The organism is Methylobacterium sp. CB376 (assembly GCF_029714205.1).
In the GTDB taxonomy this organism is placed as follows: domain Bacteria; phylum Pseudomonadota; class Alphaproteobacteria; order Rhizobiales; family Beijerinckiaceae; genus Methylobacterium.
This window is the reverse complement of sequence record NZ_CP121648.1, coordinates 5,860,618-5,885,000: the sequence shown is the minus strand read 5'-3', so window position 1 is coordinate 5,885,000 and position 24,383 is coordinate 5,860,618. Positions and strand designations below refer to the sequence as shown.

Sequence of the window (24,383 nt, the reverse complement as noted above, 5' to 3'; positions counted from 1 at the left end):
CCGCATGGACGAAGTAGAGCGCGCCGAGGCTGAAGCTCACCGGCATCCGGCGCAGGAAGGCGAGGTGCGCGGGCGGCAGCGCCGCCCGCAGCAGCGCCCGCGTCGCCGCCTCCCAGCCGGTCCCGGCCGCGATCGGGCAGCGATAGGAGCGCAGGGTCGCCTCCCCGCCCCGCCGCGCGAGCCAGGCGCGCAGCGCGGCGTCGTCGGACAGGGCTCGCAGGAGCAGGGCCTCGTGATCGCCGCGCAGGGCGATGACCTCGCGCGACTGCGCCCGGGCGAGCAGGCGCGCGATCACGCCCCGGCTGTCGGGACCGTAGTCGATGAGGTCGCCGAGATAGATCTCGGTCGGCCGCGCGGCCCCGGGGACGGCGCGGGCGTCGAGGCGCGCCAACGCGGCGGCGAGCAGGTCGTCGCGGCCGTGGATGTTGCCGAACACGGCGAGTTGGCGGCCTTCGAGGGCCGGCCAGTACGCCACCGGCCGCGGGGCGGCCGGGCGTGTGCGGCGGAGCGGGTGTCTCATGCGGCGCCGGGGCGGGTCTGCGCTCGCGGAGCCCGGACGAGGGGCCGGACCGGCCGCGAGGACGCCGGCGAGCCGGCGCGCGACAGCTCTACATGAGGCGGGTCGCTGCGAGAACGGCCCAGCCGCGGCCGCCCTCCTCCGCCCCGGGCGCGCGCCTCGCGGCGCAGCAATGCCGGGCAGCGTTGCCGGGAGCGTTGCCACTTGGCAACGCTCCCGGCGATTCGCCCGGGCGGTGCCGGGCCGGGACCGGAAAAGCTTTGCGCGGCGGATCCGGCGTACTCATCCTTTTACGGCTAAATCCTGATTCGACGCCTGGATGCCGTAAATGGCTGAAAATCCGAAGAACCTCCCTCCGGCCGAGTCGGCCGGGCCCTCCTCGATCACCCGGCAGATCGCCGCGGATGGCGGCGCGCTCTCGGCGGAGCTGAACGCGCTGCGCCGGACCCTCTTCCCGCCGGCCTCCTCGAAGGTGCTGCGCTCCTTCACCTCCGGCGAGGCGGCCCGGCTGATCGGCGTGGCGGACGGCTACCTCCGGCAGCTCTCCCTCGCCGGCAAGGGGCCGGAGCCCGAGGTCGGGCCGGGCGGGCGGCGCTCCTACAGCCTCGACCAGATCAACGAGCTGCGCCGCCTCCTCGATGACGGCCCCAAGAGCAAGGGCTACGTTCCCCACCGCGCCGGCGGCGAGCATTGCCAGGTGCTGGCGGTGGTGAACTTCAAGGGCGGCTCGGGCAAGACCACGACGGCCGCCCACCTCGCCCAGTACCTCGCCCTCAAGGGCTACCGGGTGCTCGCCGTCGACCTCGATCCCCAGGCCTCCCTCACCGCCCTGCACGGCTACCAGCCGGAATTCGACGTGGAGGCGAACCAGACCCTCTACGCGGCGATCCGCTACGACGAGGCGCGCCGCCCCCTCGCCGAGGTGGTGCGGCGGACCTACTTCGCCGGCCTCGACCTCGTCCCGGCCAATCTCGAACTGATGGAGTTCGAGCACGACACGCCCAAGGCGCTCGCCGATCCCGGGGCGGAGCCGTTCTTCGGGCGCATCGCCACGGTGCTGGGCAGCGTCGCCGAGGCCTACGACGTCATGATCCTCGACTGCCCGCCCCAGCTCGGCTTCCTCACCCTGGGCGCCCTCTGCGCGGCCACCGCCATGCTGGTGACGGTCCACCCGCAGATGCTCGACGTGATGTCGATGTGCCAGTTCCTGCTGATGGCCTCCGACCTGCTCGGGGTGGTGCAGGAGGCCGGCGCCGACCTGGACTACGACTTCCTGCGCTACGTGGTGACGCGCTACGAGCCCTCGGACGGGCCGCAGACCCAGATGGTCGCCTTCATGCGATCCCTGTTCCGCGAGCGGGTCCTCACCCACACGATGCTGAAATCGACCGCCGTCTCGGATGCGGGCCTGTCGAAGCAGACCCTGTACGAGATCGGCCGCGAGAGCTTCTCGCGCGCCACCTACGACCGCGCCATCGAGGCCCTGGAGGGGGTCAACGGCGAGATCCTGGCCCTGATGCACCGCGCCTGGGGACGCCCGGCATGACGACCCGCAAGGACACGCTCCGCGCCGCCCTCACGGCCCGCGCCCGCGAGTTGCCAAGTGGCAACCCGGCACCGGCCGCCCCCGCCGCGCCGGCCGAGGCGCCGGCGGCCCCGCCGCCCGAACCGGTCCGGACCGCGGTGCGCTCCGGCGCCGTGGGGGCGATGGGGCGGGCGCTCGGCCGCATCGCCACCGCCGCCGAGGAGGCCCGCGCCATGGTGGCGGCGGGAGACAAGGTGGTGGAGATCGATCCCGGCCTCGTCGACCCCTCCTTCGTCGCCGACCGCCTCGGGATCTCGCCGGAGGACCACGCCGCCCTGACGGAGCAGGTCCGGACCCGCGGCCAGCAGGTGCCGATCCTGGTGCGGCCCCACCCGACCCAGCCGGGACGCTACCAGGTCGCCTACGGCCACCGCCGCCTGCGGGTCGCCGCCGAACTCGGGCGCCCGGTCCGCGCGGTGGTCAAGGCGCTCAGCGACGAGGACCTCGTCGTCGCCCAGGGCCAGGAGAATTCCGCCCGCACCGACCTGAGCTACATCGAGCGCGCCGCCTTCGCGGTCACGCTCGAGGATCGCGGCTTCGCCCGCAGCGTCATCATGTCGGCCCTGTCGATGGAGAAGTCCCAGCTCTCGCGCCTGATCGCCATCGGCCGCGCCGTTCCCGCCCGGGTACTGGCCGCGATCGGCCCCGCCCCGCGCACGGGCCGGCCCCGCTGGGCCGCCCTGGTCGAGGCGCTGGCGCGGCCCGACGCGGACCGGATCGTCGAGGCCGCGCTCGCGGCCGAGGACTTCGCCCGCGAGGAATCCGACGCGCGCTTCGCCCGGCTCCTCGCCGCCCTCACGGCGCCGCGCTCCGAGGCGCGCGGGGTCTCCGTCACCTCCTGGACCAACCCGGCCGGGCGCGCGGTGGTGCGCATCGACCGCTCCGCCCGGCGCACCCAGCTCACCGTCGACGAGGGAGCCGAGCCGGAATTCGGCGCCTTCCTGGTCGAGTCGCTGCCCGACCTCTACGCGCGGTTCACGGCCCGCAAGTCCGGCCGGGCGGAGTGATGCCGCGCCCGTTCGGTCCAAGCCATGCCCGAACGGTAGCGGGTCGCTTACGTTGAGAAACGACCTGGATTGTCAAACGCGCGCAGCTCAGCTTACGATCGACCAAAGTCCGGGGCGGTGGTCGCCCCGGGACTGCGCTTGGGGAGCGCGGACAACAATGGGATCGCGTGTGCCGCCCGACCAGACCGGTCGGATCATCTTACCGTGCGAGGCGGATGACGAGCCGCCCCCTGAGGGCGGGTGCAGCCTGGCCGGATGGGTCTGCCCCGGGATCCCGGATGGGATCCTGGCGGCGCTCGGCCCGCGGGCGGTGCCGCGCTGCGGCGCGGCGCCCCTGCCGCCCGACCAAGTCGCCGCCCTGAACCGGTCGCTGCGGGATCAGCTCGCGGGCCTGCGCGCCTCCGCCGAGCAGCTCCTCGACGCGATCGACCTCGCCGACCCGGCGATGGAGGGGCACCGCCGGTCGCTGGCGCGCCTCCTGCGCGACATCGAGCGGCTGCTGGCCCCGGTCGGGCCCGGGAAGGCCTGAGCACCCTTCGCCGGGATGGTGGCCGGTTCGGCGGCCGCGACGATGCGAGATCGACGGCGCGAGCCGGGCTGCGCGAGGCACGCCGGCCGAGCGCCCGGCGTCGCATCGAGGCGGAGGCGAGGGCGAGCGCGTCGAGGGCCGAGACCAGCCGCGCCCGCGTGGCCGAGTCGCCGAGGCAGATCCGGACTGCCTCCGGCGCCTCCCCGGAGACGCAGAAGGCTTCGCTCGACACGGACGCCGATCCCGCCGGCCCGCGCGTGGCTGGCGAAGGCCGACCGGGTCCACCCCTCCGCACCACCGGGCCAACGCGTTCATCGTCGATACCTGGACCGTCTGAGCGGCGGTCGCCCGATGGCCGCGCCACGGAGCGTCAGGGCCGCCGCGGTCCAGATCGCGCCCGACCTGGCGCGGCCGGAGAGAGCCCCGGAGCGGGTGCTCGCCGCGATCGGGGAGGCGGCCGGGAAGGGGGCCGGGAAGGGGGCCCGCTTCGTCAGGTTCCCCGAGACCTTCGTGCCCGACGACCCCGACTTCTCGTTCGTGGCGCCGCCCGTCCGGCAGGGCCCGGCGCATCTGCGCCTCTCCGCCGCCCCGGTCCCGGTCGGCGACGATTGCGCGGCGATCCCGGTCGGCGACGGCCACCTGCTCCTCGCCGCCGCGGGAGGCCTCGACGGCGTCGTGGCCTCCGATCCGTATTTTGCCGGCTATTGCGGCGTGATGGGCAATCTCGGCGACGTGGCGGCCATGGACGGGCGGCCGCTCGCGGTGGTGCCGTCTGGGCGCGGGGCGGGGAGGGCGCCGACTCGGTGCTACGCGCCCTCGCCGACGCCGCCCGCCTCTACGGCGTACCCGTGGTCGGCGGCCACACCAACCTGCGCAGCGAGGCGGGCCACCTCGCGGCGGCGGTGCTCGGCCGCGCGACCCGCCTCCTCGCCAGCTTCGACGCCGGGCCGGGCGACATGCTCGCCGTCAAACCCGCCGACCGGGTCGCGCGGGTGGCGCGCTCCGCCGCCCGGGGCATCGCCGCGGCGGCCCTCGGCTCGGTGGACGGGAGCGGCCGCCCGCGCCGCGCGGGGGGAGGGGGAGGCGATCGTCTGGGATTTCGGGGAGAGCCCCCTGATCGGCTGCGCCCCGCCCGGGAGGGTCGCCCGGTGAGGGACCGTCCCCTGCGCATCGCCGTCCTGGCCCATTCCACCGATCCGCGCAGCCGGTCGCGGGCGACGCCCACGACCTCGTCCGCGCGCGTGACCGGCCACCTCACGCATTTCGGTCCCGACGAGGTCGCCCGCTTCGACGTTTTCCACGCGCAGGACGGGATCCGCGGCAACCCCCTCGCGACGCTCGCGCTGCGGCGGCTCGCGGCGGTTTTCCAGGTGGCAACCGCCGATTCCCGGCGGGCCTGCGCCCTCCACCACGCCGAGGCCGACGCATCCCTCGCCCGGCCGGAGGTGCCGCATGCCTGAGATGCGCCGTCGCGTCCGCTGGCCCGGCGGGCCGCCTCGCCGCCGCGGCGCGCTCTCCCTCCGGCCGTCCCTGGCCTATGATGACCCTGCGAGAGGAAGACCTGCCCGATGTCCCACCTGCATGACGGCTACTTCACCCAAGGCCTCGACGCCGATCCGGACCTCGCCGCGGCGATCCGCGGCGAACTCGCCCGCCAGCAGGCCGGGATCGAGCTGATCGCCTCGGAGAACATCGTCTCCCGGCTGGTCCTGGAGGCGCAGGGCTCCGTCCTCACCAACAAGACGGTCGAGGGGCTGCCCTTCGCCCGCTACTACGGCGGCGCGGACTTCGCCGACGCGATCGAGGACCTGGCGATCCGGCGGGCCGCGCGGCTGTTCGGCTGCCGCTTCGCCAACGTGCAGCCGCATTCGGGCTCGAACGCCAATGCGGGCGTCTTCCTCGGCCTCATCGCCCTCGGCGACACGATCCTGGCCATGGACACCGCGGCGGGCGGCCACATCAGCCACGGCCACCCGGCGACCCTGACCGGGCGCGACTACCGGATCCTGCGCTACGGCGTCGACCGGGCGAGCGAGTGCGTCGATCTCGACGCGGTGCGCGCCCTCGCCCGCGCGCATCGGCCCCGGATGATCGTGGCGGGCGGCTCGGCCTATCCGGGCGCCCTCGACTTCGCCGGGTTCCGCGCCGTCGCCGACGAGGTCGGGGCCCTCCTGATGGTCGACATGGCGCACGTGGCCGGGCTCGTCGCGACCGGCCTCTACCCGCACCCGTTCCCGCACGCGCACGTGGTGACCTCGACCACCTACAAGTCCCTGCGCGGCGCCCGCGGCGGCTTCGTGCTGTGGAACGACCCGGCCCTCGGCGACCGCATCCAGTCCGGCATCTTCCCGGGCGTGCAGGGCTCGGTGATGCTGCACGCGGTGGCCGGCAAGGCCGCCTGCTTCGGAGAGGCGCTGCGCCCGGAATTCCGGGCCTACAACCAGGCCGTCCTCGACAACGCGCAGGCGCTGGCGGCGGGGCTCGCCGCGCAGGGCCTGCGGCTCGTCTCCGGCGGCACGGCGAGCGGGCTGATGCTGGTCGACCTCACCGGGACCGGGACGACCGGCGACGTGGCGGCCAAGGCCCTCGAACGGGCCGGGCTCGCCGTGAACAAGAACCTGATCCCCTACGACCCGCGCCCGCCGGAAGCCCCCTCGGGCCTGCGGCTGTCGGCCAATGCCGGCACGACGCGCGGCTTCGGCCGGGCCGAATTCGCGGTGATCGCGGGCTGGATCGGGCGGATCGTCCGGGCGCCCGCCGACGCGGATCTCGCCGGGCGCGTCCGCGCCGAGGTCGAGGCGCTCTGCCGCGCCTTCCCGATCTACCCCGGCGCCTGACCGCGGCGCGAACGCGCCCGCGCGACGCGCCCGGGGGGACGCGTCGCGCGGGCGCAGGGAGGGCAGGGGCCTTGCGCCTTCAGCGCACGTGGTGGCGCCGGTGCATCCGCTGATGGCGCATCATGCGCTGCTGGCGAGGGGCCATGCGCATCGCGGGGGTGCCGCCGGGAGCGCCCATCGACCGCTCGCGGCCGGCGAGCGGACCGCCGGCCTGCTGGCCGCTGTTGTTGTAGGGCGAGCCACCCTGCGCGAGGGCGGGGACCGCGGTGGCGGCGGCGAGCACGGCCGCGAGCGCGAGGGTCTTGAGCGTGGTCATGAAGTCGTCCGTGATGCGCGACCCGGCCGTCGGGCCGCTCCCACGAGGAGACGCGCATGGCCGAGATTGGTTCACGCCGGGGACCGCTTCTCCCGCAAAAAATCGTCGGCGGAGAAGATCCTACCCCGCCCGGTGAACGAGGCGGCGCAATCCCTCGGCGAGCGCGCGCAGGCGCGGGCTGCGCTTGACCCGCCGCTTGAGCCGCACCCGCAGCCGCATCCCCGCGGCGAAGGCCCGTCCCCGCGCGCTCACCGGCACGCACGCGTCGACGAGCGCGATGACCTCGTCGCAGATCTTGGATTTGTAGGGCGCCTCGCCGACCCCGAGGTCGAGGGCGACGCGGCCCCGGGCCGCCTGGTCGCGCACCAGGGCGTGGAGCAGCAGGTCCCCGGGGCTGAACCGCGCCAGCGCCGGGTCCGGGTCGAAGGAGGTCAGCATGGCGCTGAAGCGGCGGGCATCCACGGCGCCGATGAAGGTCGCCAGCACGTGCCCGTCCGCCTCGCGGCGCAGGGCGTGACATTCGAGGGCGGCCGGCCGGGCCGGGCCGGGGCGGCAGGCCGCAGTCAGGAAGGCGCGGTCTGCCTCCTGCGCGAAGGGGTTGGGCAGGCGCAGCTGCGCGAAGCGCACCGCCTTCTGGGCGAGGTAGGCGCCGATCACCGCCTCGGCCTCCTCGGCGGTCGCCGCGACCACGTGCGCGACCGGGCCGTGGGCGGCGGTCAGCCACTTCTCCTTCTGGCGCAGCTTGCGGCGGGCATCGCCGCTGAACAGCCGCGCGACCGTCTCCTCCGGATCCGGGCCGAGGCGCATGCCGTAGCCGTCGCTCGGCGAGGGCGTGCCGCCCTCCGCCAGGGGATTGACCGTGTCCGCGAAGGCGCGCGGCTGGTGGGCGAAGGCGTAGGCGTCGATGCCGTGCGCCCGGCCGAGGCGCACCAGGGCCGCCCGCACCGTCTCCGGCGGGAGGGCGGCGGCCTCCCGGCTGGCGAAGACCGGCATGTGGAAATTCGCGTGCCGCTCGCCGACGATGCGCGCGACGCGCAGGCCGCGCTCGCGGCGCACCGCGAAGGGCAGCAGGAGCCGCGGGCGGCCGCACGGATCCCGCAGCACCGCGATCAGCGGGCGGGCCCGCGGCGCGGTGGCGAAGTACGCCGCGGCCCAGTCGAAGCGCTGGTAGGGCGTCATCACGACGGTGGCGGAGCCTTCGAGGTCCCGCCACGGGGCCTCGGCCGCGTCGAGCCGCGTGTGGACCTCGGCCAGGAGGCGGGCCTCCGCCGCCCGCGCCGGTCCCGCCCTCGGCAGTTCGATCACGAGCCCGACCATTCCTCCCACCGTCCCGCCTGCGGCCGCCTGGCCGACCGAAAACTAGCCGATCCCTCGACCGGCCAGGGTCGTTTTCGCGCGGCATCGGTAATGAATCGTTTGAGCCGACATCTTTCGCATCACGAAGTACATTGCCGCAAGGGAAAGATCTATCGCTTGGAAAGATGATGCCGGCGGACCCACAATCGGTCGGCGCGGAGCCGGCCCGCTCGGGCCGGGCGAGCTTGGGGATGCTGCGGCGGGACTGTCCGTTGCGCGAATCGCGGCGGCCCGGCCGGGCACCCGCCATCCCGTTACCCTTCCGCAAGCCCGCCCGTGGGATGAGGAGGCGTCCGGGGCGTCGCGGCCGCGCCGCGGAGCGGGGCGGGCGCCGGTGGCACCGCGTTCCGCGGGGGATCCGGCCCGCACGGTCGCCCGCATGCTCGCCGCCGAGACCCGCCTCCGCCTGTTCCGCGCCGGCTTCGCCGCGATCGCGGCGACCCGCGCCGACCGCTGGCTCGCCCCCGCCGCCCGCGGCTGCGGCGTGATCCTCACCTTCCACCACGTGCGGCCGGAGCCGCCCGGGCCCTACGCGCCCAACCAGCTGCTCGCGATCACGCCCGCCTTCCTCGACCGCGTGCTCACCGCCCTGCGGGCCCGCGGCTTCGACCTCGTCGGCCTCGACGACCTGCCCGGGCGCCTCGCCGCGCCCGGGCCGCACCCCTTCGCGATCCTCACCTTCGACGACGGCTACCGCGACAACCTCGAGCACGCCCGGCCGGTCCTGCGGCGCCACGGCGCGCCCTGGACGCTCTTCGTCACCACCGCCTTCGCGGAGGGCACGGGGCGGCTGTGGTGGGTCGAGCTCGAACGGGCGATCGGCCGGCTCGACCGGGTGCGCCTGCCGGAGGCCGGGCTCGACCTGCCCGCCGCCGATCCGACGCAGAAGAGCGCGGCCTTCGCGCAGGTCTACCGGGTGCTGCGGGCCGGCCCCGAGGCGCGGCTGCGCGACGCCGTCGCGCAGCTCGCCCGCGCGGCGGATCTCGACCCGCGCGCCATCACCCGGGAGCTCTGCCTGGACTTCGAGGACTTGCGGGCGCTGGCGGAGGAGGAGCCGGACCTGACGATCGGCGCCCATACCCTGACCCACCCGATGCTCGCCAAGCACGGGGCCGAGACCGCCCGGCGCGAGATCGCGGAGTCGCGCGCCCTCATCGCGGCGCGGCTCGGGCGCGTGCCGCAGCACTTCTCCTTCCCGGTCGGGGATCCGACCTCGGCGGGGCCGCGGGATTTCGCCCTCGCCCGGGAGGCGGGCTACGCCACCGCGGTGACGACGCGGCCGGGCCACCTCTTCCCGGACCACCGGGCGCACCTGCACGCCCTGCCGCGGGTCTCGGTCAACGGCTGCTTCCAGAGCGACGCGGCGCTCGCGGCCCTGCTCTCGGGCGTGCCGTTCCTGGCCTGGAACCGCGGGCGGCGGCTCAACGTCGCCTGATGGTCAGCGGCGGCGGTGGCGGCCGCTCGCCACCGCGAAGCTCGCGCTCTGGCGGCCCCGGTGATAGCGCCGCGCGGCGCGGCGGCGGCCGCGATAGGCGGGGGCCGGCTCGGCCTCCGCGGCGGCGCCGGCGGCCGGCAGGCGCACCTCGGTGGTCTCCGCCGGCAGCGCCGCGCCCTTGGTGGGGGCCGCGGGCCCGAACAGCGACAGGCACTGGTTGTAGGCGAGGTCGCCCCGGATGCGCTCGCAATCGGCCACCGAGCGCGGCGCGCCCTGGGCGAGGGCGGGTGCGGCGAGCGGGCCGAGGAGGAGAAGCGTCGCGAGGGCGTGGCGCATGGCCCGGAGAAGCCTTGATCGGGAGGAGAGAGCCGAGGGGCACCCCTTCGGGGGCGCCGCCGGGCTGTCTCGCCGACGAGTGCGGCGAAAAACCGGCCGTCGCGTCAGGCGGCGTCCGGCCGCACCATCCAGCGGATCAGCGGCATCAGCGGGAAGATCCAGAGGACGCCGAGCGCCGCGTAGAGGACCGACTGCACCAGGGGCGGCGTCTCGGCGATGCGGCTGTCGGCCAGCGCCATGGCGAGCGGCGCGTAGATCATCACGAAGGCGATCATCACGATCGTGCCGATGAGCGAGCGGGTGCGGCGGCGCATCGCGGGTCTCCGGAAGGGGAGGGGACTGGCGGGCCATCGCCCGCCCGAGTGGCCGCCCGCCTAAGCGAGCCCGGGGCGGCCCGCAACCCGCGGCGGGGCCGCAGGCCTGCCCGGGTGCGGCACCGGCGAGCGTTGCGCGGTCGTCCCGCCCGCGCGTAGAGGCCCGCCATGACCAGCGCCGCCCTGAAGCCTCTCTCCGTCGCCCCCGCGCGGGACCGCGCCGCGTCCCGCCCGCGGATCGCCGTCCGCCGCTGGCTCTTCCTGATGGCCGCCCTGGTGGTGGCCATGGTGGCGGTCGGCGGCGCCACGCGGCTCACCGGCTCGGGCCTCTCGATCACCGAGTGGAAGCCGGTGACCGGGGCGGTCCCGCCGCTCTCCGCCGAGGCCTGGGCCGAGGAATTCGCCAAGTACCGGGCGACGCCCCAGTACGACATCCTCAACCGCGGCATGTCGCTCGCCGAGTTCCAGGTCATCTACGCCTGGGAATGGGGCCACCGCTTCCTCGGCCGGCTGATCGGGCTGTGCTTCTTCCTGCCCCTCGGCTGGTTCTGGTGGACGGGCCGGCTCGACCGGCGCCTCGGCCTCGGCCTCGTCGGCCTCGGCGTGCTCGGCGGGCTGCAGGGGGCGGTGGGCTGGATCATGGTGGCCTCGGGCCTGCAGCCCGGCATGGTCGCGGTGGCGCCGATCAAGCTCGCCGCGCACCTGACGCTCGCGAGCGCGATCTTCGCCGGGCTGGTCTGGCTCGCCGCCGGGCTCGACCGCCCGGCCGAGGCGGCGGCGCCGCGGCGGCTGCGCCTGACCGCCCTCCTGCTCCCGGTCGCGACGCTCCTGCAGATCGCCCTCGGCGGCCTCGTCGCGGGCTCGAAGGCGGGGCTCACCTACAACACCTGGCCGCTGATGGACGGGGCCTTCATCCCGCCGGTCTCGGGCCTGTTCGCGGCGACGCCCTGGATCGAGAACTTCGTCGACAACGTCGCGCTGGTGCAGCTCAACCACCGCCTCGTCGCCTACGCGCTGCTCGCCCTGGCGCTCCTGCACGCGCTCGACGCCCGGCGGGCGCGGCCGGGCAGCGGCGCGGCGCGCCGGGCCGCGGCGCTCGCCGGCCTCGTCGCCGCGCAGGCGATGCTCGGGATCACCACGCTCCTCCTGGCGGTCCCGCTCTGGGCGGGCCTCGCCCACCAGGTCACCGCGATGCTCGTGCTCGGCATGGCCGTGGCCCATGCCCGGATCGGCACTCTGGCGCGCGGGTGACGCTGCGCCGCAGGGTGACCGGCCCCGGATTTGATGGTTTCCTGGAACGTGGCGGCGCGCGGCCGCCGGCGGAGCCCCGGAGCCCCCCATGCGCCCGACGACCGGACACGCCGATGACGGCCGGCCGCCCTCCCTGAACTGGTCCTACTCGCCCCGGGAATTGCTGGCGGACGGCATCGTCCACGTGATCGGCGTGACCTTCGCGGTGATCGGGGGGCTCGCCCTGGTGGTCACGGCGGCGCTCGCGCGGCTTCACCCGGGCGAGAAGCTCTCGGTCGGCGTCTACGCGGCGGGGCTCGTGGCGATGCTGAGCGTCTCGGCGGCCTACAACATGTGGCCGCGGGGACGGCGGAAATGGCTGCTGCGCCGGGCCGACCACGCCACCATCTTCCTGATGATCGCCGGCACCTACACGCCGCTCGTGGCGCTGGTGGGGAGCGGCGGGGTCGCCTGGGGCCTGCTCGCGGGGATCTGGCTCGTGGCGGTGGTGGGCATGGCGATCAAGGTCGCCCTGCCGGGCCGGTTCGACCGGCTCGCGGTGGCGCTCTACCTCGCCCTCGGCTGGAGCGGGGTCGCGGCCTACGATTCGGTGATCGGCCAGCTCGTCCCGGACGCCTTCGCGCTGCTCGCGGGCGGGGGCCTGCTCTACTCGGCGGGGGTGATCTTCCACCTCTGGCACCGGCTGCCGTTCCAGAACGCCATCTGGCACGGCTTCGTGCTCGCCGCGGCGGCCTGCCACTACGGGGCGGTCTTTCGCAGCATGATGGAGGCGGCGGCCTGATCCGGGATCCGCTTGATCGAAGCGGATCCCGGATCACACGCCCGCGCGGCGCCTGAGCGCGGTGCCTGAGCGACGCCGACATCCGCATGGCCGAAATCGGAGATGGCGAAGCAATCGGCCGGATGTCGTATCACATCGCCTCGATCCCCAGCTCGAAGGTGATGCAGACGCTGTTGCGCCCGCGCGCGAGCGCGCCCTCGTGGATCGCCCCGGCGACGTCGACGACGGCGATGTCGAGATGGGCGCGCAAGCTCCCGTCCGGGTCCGCCTCGACGCGCCCGTCGCGGATCAGCACCTCGCTCGCGTCGGTCGGCACGACGCGGCCGTCCGCGAAGGCCGGCCGCACCAGGCTGCCGAGGCCCCGCACCCGGGCGCGGCGCAGGCCGTGTTCCCGGCACGTCGCCTCGACGGCCAGGAACAGGTCCTCGTTCGGCTGAACCTTCAGGAGGATGCAGCCGCCCCCGGACGGGCCCTGCGCGACCGGCGTGAAGAGCGCGAAATTCGTCTCCGCATCGGGCAGCACGCGCCACGCCGCCTCCGCGCTGCCCCAGGCCTCCGCGCGCGGCGGCGCGCGCACCACCACCTCGCCCGGCAGCAGGTGGCCCGCCCGCCGCCGGCCATCCGCCTCGATCCAGGTCCCGTGGACGTGCAGGAACGGCGCGCCGTCGCGGGTGCCGAAGGTCGCGCTCGCCCGCTCCAGCCGCGTCTCGCCCGCGGGCCGGAAGGTCTCGCTGTAATAGGCCGCGTGGGACGGCTCGGTGGAATGGGCCGGCATCACGTAGGCGAAGGGCGCGAAGGCGCCGCCGTCGAGGTGCAGCGTCGCCCCCGCCATCCCGGCCGCCCGCAGGGGGGCGGCGAGGGCGTCGAGCAGCGTCGCCCCGGATTCGGGCCCGAAGGCCGCGCGCCGCAGCGCGCCCGAGGCCGCGATCCGGCGCTCGGGCCGGACCGGGCCGGGCTGGGCGAGGAAGGCCCGCGCGGGCCGCGCCGGGTCAGGCCGCATGGCTCGGCCGCCCGCCGAGCGGCAGCAGCCCGGCCGCCTCGAGATCCTCGCGCACCATCGCCTTGGTGATCTTGCCGTAGCCGGATTTCGGCAGGGAGGGGCGCAGGAAGACCCGCTTGGGCATCTTGTAGCGGGCGACCTTGCCGTCGAGGTAGTCGAGGATCTCGGCCTCCGTCAGGGAGGCGCCCTCGCGCGGCACGCAGACCGCGACGCCGATCTCGCCCCAGACCGGGTCGGGCACCCCGAGCACCGCGGTCTCGGCCACGGCCGGGTGGGTCAGGATCTTCTCCTCGATCTCGCGCGGGTAGATGTTCGAGCCGCCCGAGATGTACATGTCGGAGGCGCGGCCCGTGATGGTCAGGAAGCGCTGCGCGTCGAGGAAGCCGAGGTCGCCGGTCCGGAACCAGCCATCGCGAAACGCCTCCGCATTGGCCTTGGGGTTGTTCCAGTAGCCGGCGAAGACCGCCGGGCCGCAGACGCAGATCTCGCCGGTCTCGCCGGGCGGCAGGGCGCGGCCCTCCGCGTCCTGGATCTGCACCTCCATGCCGGTGCGCTCGATCCCGCAGGTCCCGATCCGCACGCCCGGCCCGTCCTCCGGGTCGTGGAGGTGGGGCGGCAGCACCGTGATGTTGCCCGTCACCTCGCCGAGCCCGAAATACTGCACGATCACCGGGCCGAGCACGCCGAGCGCCCGCTTCTGGTCCTCCCGGTACATCGGCGCCCCCGCGTAGATGACGTAGCGCAGGGAGGAGTGGTCGTGCGCGGCCACGGCCGGGTGCTCGACCATCATCTTGAGGATGGTCGGCACCGTGAACATGTTCGTGACGCGGTGCTGGGCGACGAGCCGCCAGATCTCGGCCCCGTCGAAGCGGTCGGAGCCGGGCAGCACGGTCGTCACCGCGCGGGCGACCTGGGCCAGGGCGTGCACCCCCGCCCCGTGCGAGAGCGGCGCCACGACCAGGGAGACGTCGCGCTCCGGCCGCGTGTCCGGCATCAGGTCGCAGAGGTGGTTGGTGATGACGAAGGCCATCTGGCCGTGCGTGAGCACCGCGGCCTTCGGCTTGCCGGTGGTGCCCGACGTGTAGAAGAACCAGCACGGATCGTCGTGCTCGACCGCCGCGTTCGCCACCGGCGCGTCCGGTGCCCCGGCGAGCAGCGCCTCGTAGGCGAGGCCCTCCGCCTCGCCCTCGCCGAGGGTGACGACGAGCGACAGGTCCGGCCGCGCCGCCCGCACAGCGGCGACGTGGCCCGGATTGTCCGCCTGGCACAGGAAGGCCCGCGCGCCGGATTGCTCGGCCAGGTAGGCGACGTCGCCCGGCATCAGCCGGTGATTCGTCGGCACGAACACGGCCCCGAGCCGGAAGGCCGCGTACATGATCTCGAGGATCGGGTTGCCGTTGCGGGCATGGACCAGCAGGCGGTCGCCCTTGCCGATGCCGCGGGCCCGCAAAGCCGCCGCGAGGCGCGAGACGCGGGCGTCGAAGGCGGCCCAGCTCCAGGTCCGCCCGCCCCAGTCGATGGCGATCCCCTCGGGGTGCCGCTGCGCCGCCTGGGTCAGGCAGTGGGCGAGGTTCATCACCCGGCGGGACATCGGGGTCATGGGGCGCCTCCCGGCTGGATCGTCGTTGGCGTCGGGGCCTCAGGGCCCGTCTGGCGCCCCGTTATGGCACGGGGCGCCGCCGAGCCGGAAGCTGCGGCGGTGATGGGGGGAGGGGCCCTCGCGGAGCAGGGCGGCCCGGTGGGCGGCCGTGCCGTAGCCGGCGTTGCGCGCCCAGGCATAGGCCGGGTGGCGCCGGGCGAGGACCGCCATCAGCCGGTCGCGCAGCACCTTGGCGAGGATCGAGGCGGCGGCGATCTGGGGCACGAGGCGCTCGCCGCCGATCACCGCCCGCACCCGCCCGTCGAGGCCGGGCGGCCGGTCGCGCCCGTCCACCGCCACCGGGCCGGCGAGGCCGAGCCGCAGCACGGCGCGGGCCATGGCGTCGAGGGTGGCGGCGCGCACGTTGATGCGGTCGATCAGGTCCCGCGACGCCCCCGCATAGGCGATCCGCGCGAGGGCGGGGAGCCGCGCGGCGAGCCGCGCGCGGGTCGCGGCGTCGAGGCGCTTCGAATCGTCGAGCGCTTCGAGGAGGTCGGGCGGCAGGGCCGCCGGATCGAAATGGACCGCCGCCACGATGACCGGGCCGCAGAGGGCGCCGCGCCCGACCTCGTCGCAGCCGATCAGCGCCGGGTAGCGGGCCGCCTCGCGCGCCAGGAAGGGGCGTTTCATCCGACATCCGGTTGATGGCTTCGCAACGCGGATGTCCTCTTCGCTCGGGCGCCGCGCTCAGGCGCCGCGCAGGCTTGCGACACCCGATCCGCTTCGATCAAGCGGATCCCGTGTCACTTCTCGGTGCACAGCCCCGCGGCGGAGAGGCGGCGGTGGTAGCGGGGATCGCAATCGGTGGCGAGGAAGGAGGCCCACTCGGAGGGCGAGCCGTAGAAGGCGTTGCGGTCGACGTCGCCCTGCACGCCCGGCACCCGCCCCGTGGACGTGAATTGCCAGAGCATCCAGTCCCGGTTGGCGAAGCGCTGCTCGGGCTCGGCCGCCGTCGAGCGGACCCAGTGCGGGTAATCGGGAAGTTCGCCCTCCAGCACGTCGCGGTGGAAGGTGATGTCCGTGTAGATGATCGGCCGCTTGCCCGTGTAGGCCTCCATCTCGCGCAGCATGGTCTGCGTCATCGCGAGGGCCTGGGGCTTGGGCAGCTTCTTGGGGCAGGAGGTCGAGTGACCGTTCCACTCCACGTCGAGGACCGGCGGCAGGGCGGTGGGGTCGTTCGGCACGTTGCGCTTGAACCACGCCATCTGCTCCTCGGGGGAGCGGCACCAGTACACGAAGTGGTAGGCGCCCCGCGGCACGCCGGCCCTGGCGGCGCCGGCCCAGTTCTCGCGGAAGCGGTCGTCGAGATGGTCGCCGCCCTCCGTCGCCTTGATGTAGGCGAATTGCGTGCCCGCCGTGCGGACCGAGGCCCAGTCGATCGGCCCCTGCCACTTCGAGACGTCGATGCCCTGGATCGGACGCTGCTTGGCGCGCGCCACGCCCGGATGCGGCTTCACGTCCCCCTTGGTCGGGTAGAAATCCGTCGAGCCGGCGCAGGCGCCGAGCAGCGCCAGGGTCAGGCCGACCGCGAGGCGCTTCAGCCAAGCGGATCCATGCGTGGCGAGGGAGGTTGGATTCGACTCCAGCGGCATCGACGCGCGACCTGAACTGACGCAGAACACAATGGCTATTCGATGCCCCGGGGCAGGTTAATGAAGGCTTGACAGTATCGCAGGCGATTTCGGGAATGCGTTGCGCGAGCGCCACATCGGGCGCCGCGACGGGCGGGGCGGCGGCGCCGGCGGGGTTCCCGGCCCGGGGATCTGCGAGGAATCACGGGTGGATAAGGTTCTCTTCACCATCGGCTACGAGGGCGCGGATTCGGAGCGCTTCGTGGCCGCGCTCGCGGGGGCGGGGATCGGCCTCCTCGCCGACGTGCGGGCCGTCGCCCTGTCGCGCAAGCGCGGCTTCTCGAAGAGCGCCCTGCGCGACCGGCTCGCGGAATCCGGCATCGGCTACGCGCATCTGCGCGGGCTCGGCACGCCCAAGGCCGGCCGCGAGGCCGCCCGCGCCCACGACGCGGCCCTGATGCGGCGGATCTACTGCGCGGAGGTGCTCGACACGGGCGCCGGCGAGGCCGCCCTGGACGACCTCGCGGCGCTCGCGGCCGGCGCGCCGACCTGCCTGCTCTGCTTCGAGCGCGACCCGGAACGGTGCCACCGCCGCGTGCTGGGCGAGCGGCTCGCCGATCGGGGTTTCCGGATCGTCGATCTCTTCGCCTGAGGGCGCGGCCCGGCGAGGGGCCGCGCGCCGGAGGCCTACTTCTTGCGCGCCTTGCGGGCGGCGTAGCGGGCGTCGCGGGCGGCCTTCTGCTCGGCCTCCGCGGCGCGCTGGCGCTCCGCCTCCTCCTCGGCCTCCCGTTCGGCCCGGGCGCGGGCCTCCGCCTCCTCGGCCGCGCGGCGTTCCGCCTCCGCCTTGCGCTTCGCCTCGCGCTCCGCCTCGCGGGCGGCGCGGGCCTCGGCGATGCGCTGGCGCTCGGCCCTGCGGGCCTGCGCCGCCGGGTCCTCCTCGGCCGCGCGGGTCTTGAACTTCTCCAGCATCGCCTGCTTCGCCTGCGCGGAGGCGCCGCGCCGGGTGTCGAAAAGCTGGTCCTTGAAGCCTGCCATCGTGGGGGTCTCGTGCGAATCCTGTTCGGGGGGCGCCGCGCGCCCGGGTCACTGAAGAAGTCCTGTAGCGCCCGCGGGGCCGGTTTCAAAGCCAAAGCATCGCGTCCAAGTGGACGCGGCCGGGCCCCGCTCCCGCAGGGAGGACTTGTCAAGGTTTCGCCGCGATCATGCGCCGGCCGCTCATGCGCTGCTGGCGGGGGGAGACGGATGCGCGCGCTCGTGCTCGACGATGCCGAACTCAACAACCTCCTGATGGTGGAAGCCCTGCGGCCGATCGCGGATTGCGCCCCGGACGCCTTCACGCGCCCGGCGGAGGCGCTCGCCCACATCCGCGCGCACGGGCCCGAGATCGGGATCGTGCTCACCGATTACGAGATGCCCGAGATGGACGGCCTCGCCTTCATCCGGGCCGCGCGGGCGATCCCGGGCTTCGCCCACGTGCCGATCGTGATGGTGACGAGCTTCGACGCGCGGGCGCTGCGGCGCGAGGCGCTCGAGGCGGGCGCGACCGACTTCGTGAACAAGCCCTGCGACCCGCTGGAGATCCGCGCCCGCGTCACCAACCTGCTGGCGCTGAGCCGCGCCTATCGCGAGCAGGAGGAGCGGGCGGCCTGGCTCGCCCGCGAGGTGGCGGCCGCGGTCTCCCTGGTGGAGGCCCGCGAGCGCGAGATCGTCACCCTGCTGATGCGGGCCGCCGAGCACCGCGACACCGATACCGGGGACCACGTGGCGCGGGTCGCCGGCTATGTCGGGCTGATCGCCGAGGCGATGGGCTTCCCGCCCGACCGCGGCCGCCTGATCAGCCTCGCCTCGACCATGCACGACGTCGGCAAGATCGCCATCCCCGACGCGATCCTGTTGAAGCGCGGCCCCCTCAGCGCGGCCGAGCGGCGGGAGATGGAGCGCCACGCCGAGCGCGGGGAGCGCATGCTGGAGAGCAGCTCTTCCGAGGTGGTGCGGCTCGCCGCCGAGATCGCCGGCACCCACCACGAGCGCTGGGACGGCACCGGCTATCCGCGCGGGCTGAAGGGGGAGGAGATCCCGCTCTCGGGCCGCATCGTCGCCGTGGCGGACGTGTTCGACGCCCTCACCAGCGCGCGGCCCTACAAGGCCGCCTGGTCCCTGGAGGCGGCGCGCGACCACGTGCGGGCCCAGGCCGGCACGCATTTCGACCCGGCGGTGGTCGAGGCCTTCCTCGGCCGCTGGCCCGCGGTCGAGGCCTTGGCCCTCGGCGGGGCGAAGGCCGCATGAGGCGCGCCACGCCCCTGGCGACCCGCCTCGGCCGGGCGGTGATCGGCGCCGTGCTGGTCGCCCTGGCGGTGAGCACCGCGCTCGGCGTCTGGCGCGAGGCGACGCGCTACGTCGCCGACAAGCGCGACTCGCTGCACGGCATCGCCAGCGTCTTCGCGAGCGCCACCGCGCGCGCCGCCGCCGAGATGGATGCGGCGGGGGCCCACGCCACCCTGCGGGCCATCGCGGACGAGAAGGGCGTCGTCTACGCGGCGCTCTCGCTGCCGGGCGGCGCCACCCTGGCCGAGCAGGGAACGGGCCTGCGCCTCGCGCGCGACCTCGACCTCGACCGCGAGCAGGGCGTCTCGCCCTTCGACCTCCTGTGGACGCGCACCGTCCGCCTGAGCGTGCCGGTGCGGGAGAACACCGTGGTGGTCGGGCGCGTCACCCTGATCGCCGAGACGGCCGACCTGGTCGAGCGCCTCTACGAGGTGCTCGCCAACGCCGCCATGACGGCGGGCCTCGCGGTCCTGGTCGGGCTCGCGGTGGCGTGGCGCCTGCAGGCGGCCCTGACCCGGCCCCTCGCCACCCTCTCCCACGCCATGACGACCGTGCGCGAGAACCACGACTACGCCCACCGCGTCACCGTGGTGGCGGAGGACGAGGTCGGCGCCCTCGCGCGGACCTTCAACGGCCTCCTCGACGCGGTCGACGAGCGCGACCGCCGGCTCGCCGCCCACCGCGCCCGCCTGGAGCAGGAGGTGAGCGACCGCACCGCCGACCTGAGCGAGGCCAAGGAGGCGGCCGAGGCCGCCAACGCGGCGAAATCCAGCTTCCTCGCCACAATGAGCCACGAGATCCGCACGCCCATGAACGGCATGCTGGTCATGGCCGAACTCCTCGCCTCGGGCGACCTGCCGGCGCGCCAGCGCCGCTACGCCGAGGTGATCGCCCGCTCGGGGCAGAACCTGCTCGCCATCATCAACGACATCCTCGACTTCGCGAAGGTCGAGGCGGGCAAGCTCGACCTCGAGCGGATCCCGGTCGACCCGGCCGAGGTGGCCGACACGGTGGTGACCCTGTTCGGCGAGCGGGCGCGGGGCAAGGGGCTCGACCTCGCGGCGCTGGTCGCCCCCGACGTGCCGCGGGCGATCGCCGGCGACCCTGTCCGGCTCGGCCAGGTGCTCGGCAACTTCGTCAACAACGCGCTGAAATTCACGGAGGCGGGCCACGTCCTCATCCGCCTGGAGATGCGGGAGGGCGGTGCCCGCCTGCGCCTCTCGGTGACCGATACGGGGATCGGCATCCCGGCCGAGGCGCTCGGCTCCCTGTTCACCGCCTTCTCCCAGGCCGACCAATCGACCACCCGCCGCTTCGGCGGCACCGGCCTCGGCCTCTCCATCGCCGAGCGGCTGGCCGCCGCGATGGGCGGGCGGGTCGGCGTCGAGAGCCGGGTCGGCGAGGGCTCGACCTTCTTCGCCGAGATCCCGGTCGAGGTGCTGGAGCCGGCCCGGCCGGTCCGGCGCGATCCCGCGGTGCTGCCGCGGGTGATGGTCGCGGCGCGGGGGGACGCCACCCGGGCGGCGCTGCTCTCGGGCCTCTCGGCGGCGGGCTTCGTCCCGGCGGACGAAGGGCCGGCCCACGCGATCCTGGACGCGGCCGAGCTCGCGGCGCGGGGACGCCCGCCGGGCGCCGGGCGGGTGCTGGCGCTCGCCCCGATGGGCGATGCGCGCGGCGCCGAGGTGCTGGCCGCCGGCCTCGCCGACGAGGTGCTGCGCTGGCCCCTGGCGCAGGCCGAGTGGCGCCAAGCCCTCGCGGACCTGGCGCGGGGCACGGCCCTCGCGGCCGCGGCGGAGCGCCGCGAGGCGGCGGCCGCGTCCCCCGCCCGCTTCCCGCGGGCGCGGGTGCTGGTGGCGGATGACAGCCCCGTCAACCGGGAGGTCGCGGTCGAGGCCCTCGCCCGCTGCGGCGTGACGCAGGTCGTGACCGTGGAGAACGGGCGGGAGGCGGTGGAGGCGGCGGCCGGCGGCGGCTTCGACCTCGTCCTGATGGACGGCAGCATGCCGATCCTCGACGGGTTCGACGCGGCGCGGGCGATCCGCGCCCGCGAGGCCGCGACCGGCGGGACGCGGCTGCCGATCGTGGCGCTCACCGCGCACGTGATCGGCGAGGGCGCCGAGGCGTGGCGGGAGGCGGGCATGGACGGCATGCTCGCCAAGCCCTTCACGCTCGCGGATCTCGCGCGCCTTCTCGGCAGCCTGCTCCGGGAGGACGGCCCGCCCGCCGCGGCGCCGGAGCCGGCATCGGCCGGGGCGCCGGGCGATGGCGCCGCTCCCCAGGCCCTGCTCGATCCCGGCACGCTGGCGGGGCTCGACGAGATGGCGCAGGCGAGCGGCCCGGCCTTCATCGCCCGGCTGCTCGGCCTGTTCCGCGAGCACGCCCCGAAGGGCCTCGCCGCCCTGCGCGAGGCCGCGGACGCTCCCGCGGCCGCCCGGGCCGCGCACGGCCTCAAATCAATGAGCCTCAATGTCGGCGCCTCCGCCCTCGCTGCGCGCCTCGCCGAGATCGAGCGGGCGGCCCGGGGGGAGGATCGGATGCCGGAGGCCGCGATGCTCGACGGCCTCGACCCGCTCCTCGCCGGCACGCTCGCGGCGCTCGACGGGCATTTCCGCGCGCTGCCGCGAGCGGCGTAGGGGAGGGGGCCTCGCTGCGCCGGGCGGGATCGCGCGGCGCGGTCGCGCGCGCGTCACGCACCGCCCGCCCGCGCGGACGGAGCCGCCCGGGCGCGAAGCCCCGCGGAGGGCGGGCGCCGCGCTGCCATCATCCGGCATTCCGACGCGGATCCCGGCGGACCGATCTCACGATGACACGGCGCCTCTCCACGGAAACGGTCGCTCCCGCTGCCTGTATCATTTCTTCCCCAAGGACATGGTAAAGACTTCGTTGCGCGCGGGCACGCGTCTGGCAGGGCTCCCGGCGGCCGAGATCGGTCGTGCCAATTCGGGAGCATTCCACCATGGCGTCGGCGCTCAGCCCCGTCGCGCGCAGGTTCGGACAGAGGCGGCCGGCCCAGGATCCGGCGCCCTGGCCGGGCGTCGATCCGGCGACGGCCCTGCGCCCCGCGGCCCTCGCCGGGATGGAGCAGGAGCGCCGCGCCGCGCCGGTCGCCCTCGGCTCCGCCGGTCCTGTCCGGACGGCCGGGAGGCGCTTCGTCCCCTGGCCGCCGGCCCTGGTGCGGGCCGCCGAGATCGGCGGCCTGCTCCTCGTCCTGGCCGCCGGGATCTACGGCCCGCCCCTCGTCGAGTGCCGGATGATGAAGCGCCAGGGCCTGTTCTACGCCGACATGACCGTGCGGGCCTGCCTGCGGGAGCGCGTGGCCGAGCGCTACAGCCGGGCGGAGGATCGGTTCACGCAGATCATCCGCGGGCTGTGATCGCCGGGCCCCGCGCACCGGACCGGAGCAGGGGATCGCCCTCAGCCGAACTGCTCGCGCAGGATGCGCTCGTCCATGCTGTGGCCGGGATCGTGCAGCATGACGAGGTCGGTCGAGCGGTCGAGCTGGGTCTCGACCCGGGCGACGCGGCGGAACTCGGTGTGGTCGGCCACCGCCGCGACCGGGCGGTATTCCGGGTCCTTCACCTCGATGCGGATGCGGGCGTGGTTCGGCAGGAGCACGCTGCCCTGGCGCCGCGGCCGGAAGGCCGAGATCGGGGTGAGCGCGATCAGCTGGGCCGAGATCGGCAGGATCGGGCCCCCGACCGAGAAGTTGTACGCCGTCGAGCCGACCGGCGTCGCCGCCAGCACCCCGTCGGCGATCAGCTCGGGCAGGCGCACCTGCCCGTCGATGGAGATCTTGAGCTTCGCGGTCTGGTGGGTCTGGCGCAGCATGTAGACCTCGTTGACCGCCCGCGCCGTGTGGGTGAGGCCGAGCACGTCGGTCGCCACCATCAGGAGCGGGTGGACCACGCTGCGCTGCGTCTGCTCCAGCCGGTCGGGCAGGTCGTCGAGGTGGAACTCGTTCATCAGGAAGCCGACCGTGCCGCGGTTCATGCCGTAGATCGGCTTGCCGCTGCCCATGAAGCGGTGCAGGGCCTGCAGCATCAGGCCGTCGCCGCCCAGGCCCACCACCACGTCCGCCTCCTCGGGCGGCACGTGGTCGTAGCGCTGCATCAGGAGCGCGGCGGCCTCGCGGGCATCGGCCGTCGGGCTGGCGATGAAGGCCATCCGGTTGAAGCGACGCGCCATGCTCGACTCTGCCCCGCTTGACGCCGGGGCGCCGCTCCCCGCTCACTCGGGGCCGGATCCGCCGTCACCCGGAGACGCATAGCATGGAGCGCCCGCTGCTCGTCTACACGACCTTTCCGGACGAGGAGACCGCCCTGGCCGTGGGCGAGACCCTCGTGCGCGAGAAGCTCGCCGCCTGCGTCAACGTCCTGCCCGGGATGCGCTCGGTCTATGCCTGGAAGGGCGCGGTCGAGCGCGGGCAGGAGGTGGTGGCGCTCGTGAAGAGCCGCGAGGGGCTGGCCGAGGCCCTGAGCGCGGCGCTCAAGGCCCGCCACCCCTACGAGACGCCGATCATCCTGCACCTCACCCCGTCGGGCGCCGAGGCCGGGACCCTGGCCTGGCTCCTCGCCGAGACGGGCGCCTGACTCCTCCGGGGGCCCGGCCCGTCAGGCCGGGCCCACGCCCCATTGCAGCGGGACGAGCTCGTAGCCCTCGCCCGCCTTCGCGATGTGGCCCGCGGCCGGGAACGGGGCGTGGTAGAAGGCCACCGCCAGCCGCTCGGAGGCCGCCATCTGCAGCATCCTGTGGCGGGTGGCGCGGGCCTGGTCGGCATCCATGTCGAAGATTGCCGACCAGTCGGGGTTGCGCACGAACAGGGCCGGGTGGTTGGTGACGTCCGACATCACCAGGAGCCTCGCCTCGCCCGAATGCAGCGCGAAGGCGGTGTGGCCCGGCGTGTGGCCGCGCGCGTCGAGGGCGGTGAGGCCGGGCAGCACCTCCTTGCCCCAGGCGTAGCGCTCGACCCGGATGTCCTTGGGCTCGAAGGCCCGCTGCACGGCGCCGAGGGTCGGCTTCAGGGCCTCCGGCGGGTTCGCCCGGCGGCCGTCGTCCATCCAGAAGGCCGCCTCGGGCTCGGGCACCAGCACCTGCGCGTTCGGGTAGGTGAGGCTGCCGTCCTTGCGGCGCAGCCCGAGGATGTGGTCGGGGTGGAAGTGGCTGATCACCACCGCGTCGATCTGGCCGGGCTGCAGGCCGAGCGCGTCGAGGGCGCGCAGGACCCCGCCGGTGGAGGCCGGGCCGTTATCGGCGAAACCGGTGTCGATCAGCACCCGCCGCCCGCCGAGATCGAGGAGCAGGGGCGTGAAGGTGATCGGCAGCGCGTCCCTGGGCAGGAAGGCGCGCTCCAGCGCGCCCTGCACCGCCTCGAAGGGGGCGTTGCGCACGAAGGACGCGTCGATCGGGCGCGCGACCATGCCCTCGTGCAGGGCGGTCACGGCGGCCTCGCCGACCGCGTAGCGGTAGAGGGCGGGCGGCGGCGCGGCGGGGGCGGCGGCGGCCGGCCCGCCGCCGAGGCCGGCGGCGCTGCCGACCGCCGCGGGCCCGGCGGCGAGGAGCGTGCGACGGGTCATCGACATGGCTC

General features: G+C 74.9%; 26 protein-coding genes (1 of these 26 running past the window's edge). 14 read left to right on the top strand and 12 right to left on the bottom strand.

Annotated elements, in window-relative coordinates; translation table 11 throughout:
* Window positions 1–520: the 5' portion of a metallophosphoesterase gene (locus QA634_RS27065; RefSeq protein ID WP_012335080.1), read on the bottom strand. 230 nt of this gene lie to the left of the window's left edge; 520 of the gene's 750 nt are visible here — the first part of the coding sequence; it begins with the start codon at window positions 518–520; its stop codon lies off the left edge, out of view.
* A 325-nt stretch (window positions 521–845) separates the two neighbouring features.
* On the opposite strand from QA634_RS27065, the gene repA reads away from it, so the two are divergent.
* From repA to glyA, 6 genes are all read left to right on the top strand, one after another.
* On the top strand, window positions 846–2,063 hold the full coding sequence (repA, locus tag QA634_RS27060; RefSeq protein ID WP_012335079.1) for a plasmid partitioning protein RepA: 1,218 nt from the start codon (window positions 846–848) through the stop codon (window positions 2,061–2,063).
* Entirely contained in the window at window positions 2,060–3,109 is a 1,050-nt protein-coding gene (gene repB, locus QA634_RS27055) for a plasmid partitioning protein RepB (protein ID WP_012335078.1), read from the top strand. Before repA ends, repB begins: the two co-directional genes overlap by 4 nt.
* A 157-nt stretch (window positions 3,110–3,266) precedes the next feature.
* Window positions 3,267–3,638, top strand: coding sequence for a hypothetical protein (locus QA634_RS27050; RefSeq protein WP_012335077.1), 372 nt, complete (start codon window positions 3,267–3,269; stop codon window positions 3,636–3,638).
* Window positions 3,639–3,989: 351 nt separating this feature from the next.
* The gene (locus tag QA634_RS27045; RefSeq protein WP_341850688.1) at window positions 3,990–4,790 is read left to right on the top strand and encodes an AIR synthase related protein; all 801 of its coding nucleotides are present in this window, start codon (window positions 3,990–3,992) and stop codon (window positions 4,788–4,790) included.
* Window positions 4,787–5,098, top strand: a complete 312-nt coding sequence (locus QA634_RS35600; protein WP_083784737.1) for a hypothetical protein — start codon at window positions 4,787–4,789, stop codon at window positions 5,096–5,098. Before QA634_RS27045 ends, QA634_RS35600 begins: the two co-directional genes overlap by 4 nt.
* 108 nt (window positions 5,099–5,206) lie before the next feature.
* Window positions 5,207–6,475 (top strand): serine hydroxymethyltransferase, encoded by a 1,269-nt coding sequence (glyA, locus tag QA634_RS27040; RefSeq protein WP_012335076.1) that lies wholly within the window; start codon window positions 5,207–5,209, stop codon window positions 6,473–6,475.
* A 79-nt stretch (window positions 6,476–6,554) separates the two neighbouring features.
* Here glyA and QA634_RS27035 read toward each other — a convergent pair whose 3' ends face one another.
* Window positions 6,555–6,791 (bottom strand): hypothetical protein, encoded by a 237-nt coding sequence (locus tag QA634_RS27035; RefSeq protein ID WP_012335075.1) that lies wholly within the window; start codon window positions 6,789–6,791, stop codon window positions 6,555–6,557.
* Window positions 6,792–6,911: 120 nt separating this feature from the next.
* The gene (locus QA634_RS27030) at window positions 6,912–8,108 is read right to left on the bottom strand and encodes a GNAT family N-acetyltransferase (RefSeq protein WP_012335074.1); all 1,197 of its coding nucleotides are present in this window, start codon (window positions 8,106–8,108) and stop codon (window positions 6,912–6,914) included.
* Window positions 8,109–8,526: 418 nt separating this feature from the next.
* Here QA634_RS27030 and QA634_RS27025 point away from each other — a divergent pair, with 418 nt between their 5' ends.
* Complete coding sequence (locus tag QA634_RS27025) at window positions 8,527–9,582, top strand: polysaccharide deacetylase family protein (protein WP_012335073.1); 1,056 nt, start codon at window positions 8,527–8,529, stop codon at window positions 9,580–9,582.
* 3 nt (window positions 9,583–9,585) lie between these two features.
* On the opposite strand, the gene QA634_RS27020 is transcribed toward QA634_RS27025, so the two are convergent.
* Window positions 9,586–9,918, bottom strand: coding sequence for a hypothetical protein (locus QA634_RS27020; protein WP_012335072.1), 333 nt, complete (start codon window positions 9,916–9,918; stop codon window positions 9,586–9,588).
* 104 nt (window positions 9,919–10,022) lie between these two features.
* Entirely contained in the window at window positions 10,023–10,232 is a 210-nt protein-coding gene (locus QA634_RS27015) for a DUF2842 domain-containing protein (protein ID WP_012335071.1), read from the bottom strand.
* Between the two features lie 168 nt (window positions 10,233–10,400).
* Between QA634_RS27015 and QA634_RS27010 the strand changes: the two genes are divergently transcribed.
* Together QA634_RS27010 and trhA are read left to right on the top strand one after the other, a co-directional pair.
* Window positions 10,401–11,483 carry a COX15/CtaA family protein gene (locus QA634_RS27010; protein ID WP_012335070.1) on the top strand — a complete coding sequence of 361 codons (1,083 nt, stop codon included), beginning with the start codon at window positions 10,401–10,403 and terminating at the stop codon, window positions 11,481–11,483.
* Window positions 11,484–11,571: 88 nt separating this feature from the next.
* Window positions 11,572–12,264 (top strand): PAQR family membrane homeostasis protein TrhA, encoded by a 693-nt coding sequence (gene trhA / locus QA634_RS27005; protein ID WP_012335069.1) that lies wholly within the window; start codon window positions 11,572–11,574, stop codon window positions 12,262–12,264.
* Between the two features lie 130 nt (window positions 12,265–12,394).
* Here the strand turns inward: trhA and QA634_RS27000 are convergent, their stop codons facing one another.
* The 4 genes from QA634_RS27000 to QA634_RS26985 all read right to left on the bottom strand — a co-directional run bounded on the left by QA634_RS27000 (window position 12,395) and on the right by QA634_RS26985 (window position 16,495).
* Complete coding sequence (locus QA634_RS27000; RefSeq protein WP_012335068.1) at window positions 12,395–13,264, bottom strand: PCC domain-containing protein; 870 nt, start codon at window positions 13,262–13,264, stop codon at window positions 12,395–12,397.
* The gene (locus tag QA634_RS26995) at window positions 13,254–14,864 is read right to left on the bottom strand and encodes an acyl-CoA synthetase (RefSeq protein WP_012335067.1); all 1,611 of its coding nucleotides are present in this window, start codon (window positions 14,862–14,864) and stop codon (window positions 13,254–13,256) included. Before QA634_RS26995 ends, QA634_RS27000 begins: the two co-directional genes overlap by 11 nt.
* Window positions 14,865–14,903: 39 nt before the next feature.
* A complete protein-coding gene (locus QA634_RS26990; RefSeq protein WP_012335066.1) occupies window positions 14,904–15,533 on the bottom strand; it encodes a ribonuclease HII in 630 nt (209 codons plus the stop codon).
* 113 nt (window positions 15,534–15,646) lie between these two features.
* Window positions 15,647–16,495: a glycoside hydrolase family 25 protein gene (locus QA634_RS26985; protein WP_012335065.1), complete on the bottom strand. Its 849-nt coding sequence runs from the start codon at window positions 16,493–16,495 to the stop codon at window positions 15,647–15,649.
* 187 nt (window positions 16,496–16,682) lie between these two features.
* Here QA634_RS26985 and QA634_RS26980 point away from each other — a divergent pair, with 187 nt between their 5' ends.
* The gene (locus QA634_RS26980) at window positions 16,683–17,126 is read left to right on the top strand and encodes a DUF488 domain-containing protein (RefSeq protein ID WP_012335064.1); all 444 of its coding nucleotides are present in this window, start codon (window positions 16,683–16,685) and stop codon (window positions 17,124–17,126) included.
* Between the two features lie 35 nt (window positions 17,127–17,161).
* Here QA634_RS26980 and QA634_RS26975 read toward each other — a convergent pair whose 3' ends face one another.
* Window positions 17,162–17,509, bottom strand: a complete 348-nt coding sequence (locus tag QA634_RS26975) for a DUF6481 family protein (RefSeq protein WP_012335063.1) — start codon at window positions 17,507–17,509, stop codon at window positions 17,162–17,164.
* A gap of 207 nt (window positions 17,510–17,716) precedes the next feature.
* Here QA634_RS26975 and QA634_RS26970 point away from each other — a divergent pair, with 207 nt between their 5' ends.
* The 3 genes from QA634_RS26970 (at window position 17,717) to QA634_RS26960 (ending at window position 22,172) form a co-directional block, all read left to right on the top strand.
* The gene (locus tag QA634_RS26970; protein ID WP_012335062.1) at window positions 17,717–18,760 is read left to right on the top strand and encodes an HD-GYP domain-containing protein; all 1,044 of its coding nucleotides are present in this window, start codon (window positions 17,717–17,719) and stop codon (window positions 18,758–18,760) included.
* Window positions 18,757–21,432, top strand: a complete 2,676-nt coding sequence (locus tag QA634_RS26965; RefSeq protein ID WP_012335061.1) for a hybrid sensor histidine kinase/response regulator — start codon at window positions 18,757–18,759, stop codon at window positions 21,430–21,432. The genes QA634_RS26970 and QA634_RS26965 overlap by 4 nt, the downstream gene beginning before the upstream one ends.
* A 323-nt stretch (window positions 21,433–21,755) precedes the next feature.
* Entirely contained in the window at window positions 21,756–22,172 is a 417-nt protein-coding gene (locus QA634_RS26960; RefSeq protein WP_012335060.1) for a hypothetical protein, read from the top strand.
* A gap of 41 nt (window positions 22,173–22,213) precedes the next feature.
* Here QA634_RS26960 and QA634_RS26955 read toward each other — a convergent pair whose 3' ends face one another.
* Entirely contained in the window at window positions 22,214–22,984 is a 771-nt protein-coding gene (locus QA634_RS26955) for an NAD kinase (protein WP_012335059.1), read from the bottom strand.
* Between the two features lie 83 nt (window positions 22,985–23,067).
* On the opposite strand from QA634_RS26955, the gene cutA reads away from it, so the two are divergent.
* Window positions 23,068–23,388 carry a divalent-cation tolerance protein CutA gene (cutA, locus tag QA634_RS26950; RefSeq protein WP_012335058.1) on the top strand — a complete coding sequence of 107 codons (321 nt, stop codon included), beginning with the start codon at window positions 23,068–23,070 and terminating at the stop codon, window positions 23,386–23,388.
* A 21-nt stretch (window positions 23,389–23,409) separates the two neighbouring features.
* Here cutA and QA634_RS26945 read toward each other — a convergent pair whose 3' ends face one another.
* Window positions 23,410–24,378 carry an MBL fold metallo-hydrolase gene (locus QA634_RS26945; protein ID WP_012335057.1) on the bottom strand — a complete coding sequence of 323 codons (969 nt, stop codon included), beginning with the start codon at window positions 24,376–24,378 and terminating at the stop codon, window positions 23,410–23,412.
* Between the last annotated feature and the right edge of the window lie 5 nt (window positions 24,379–24,383).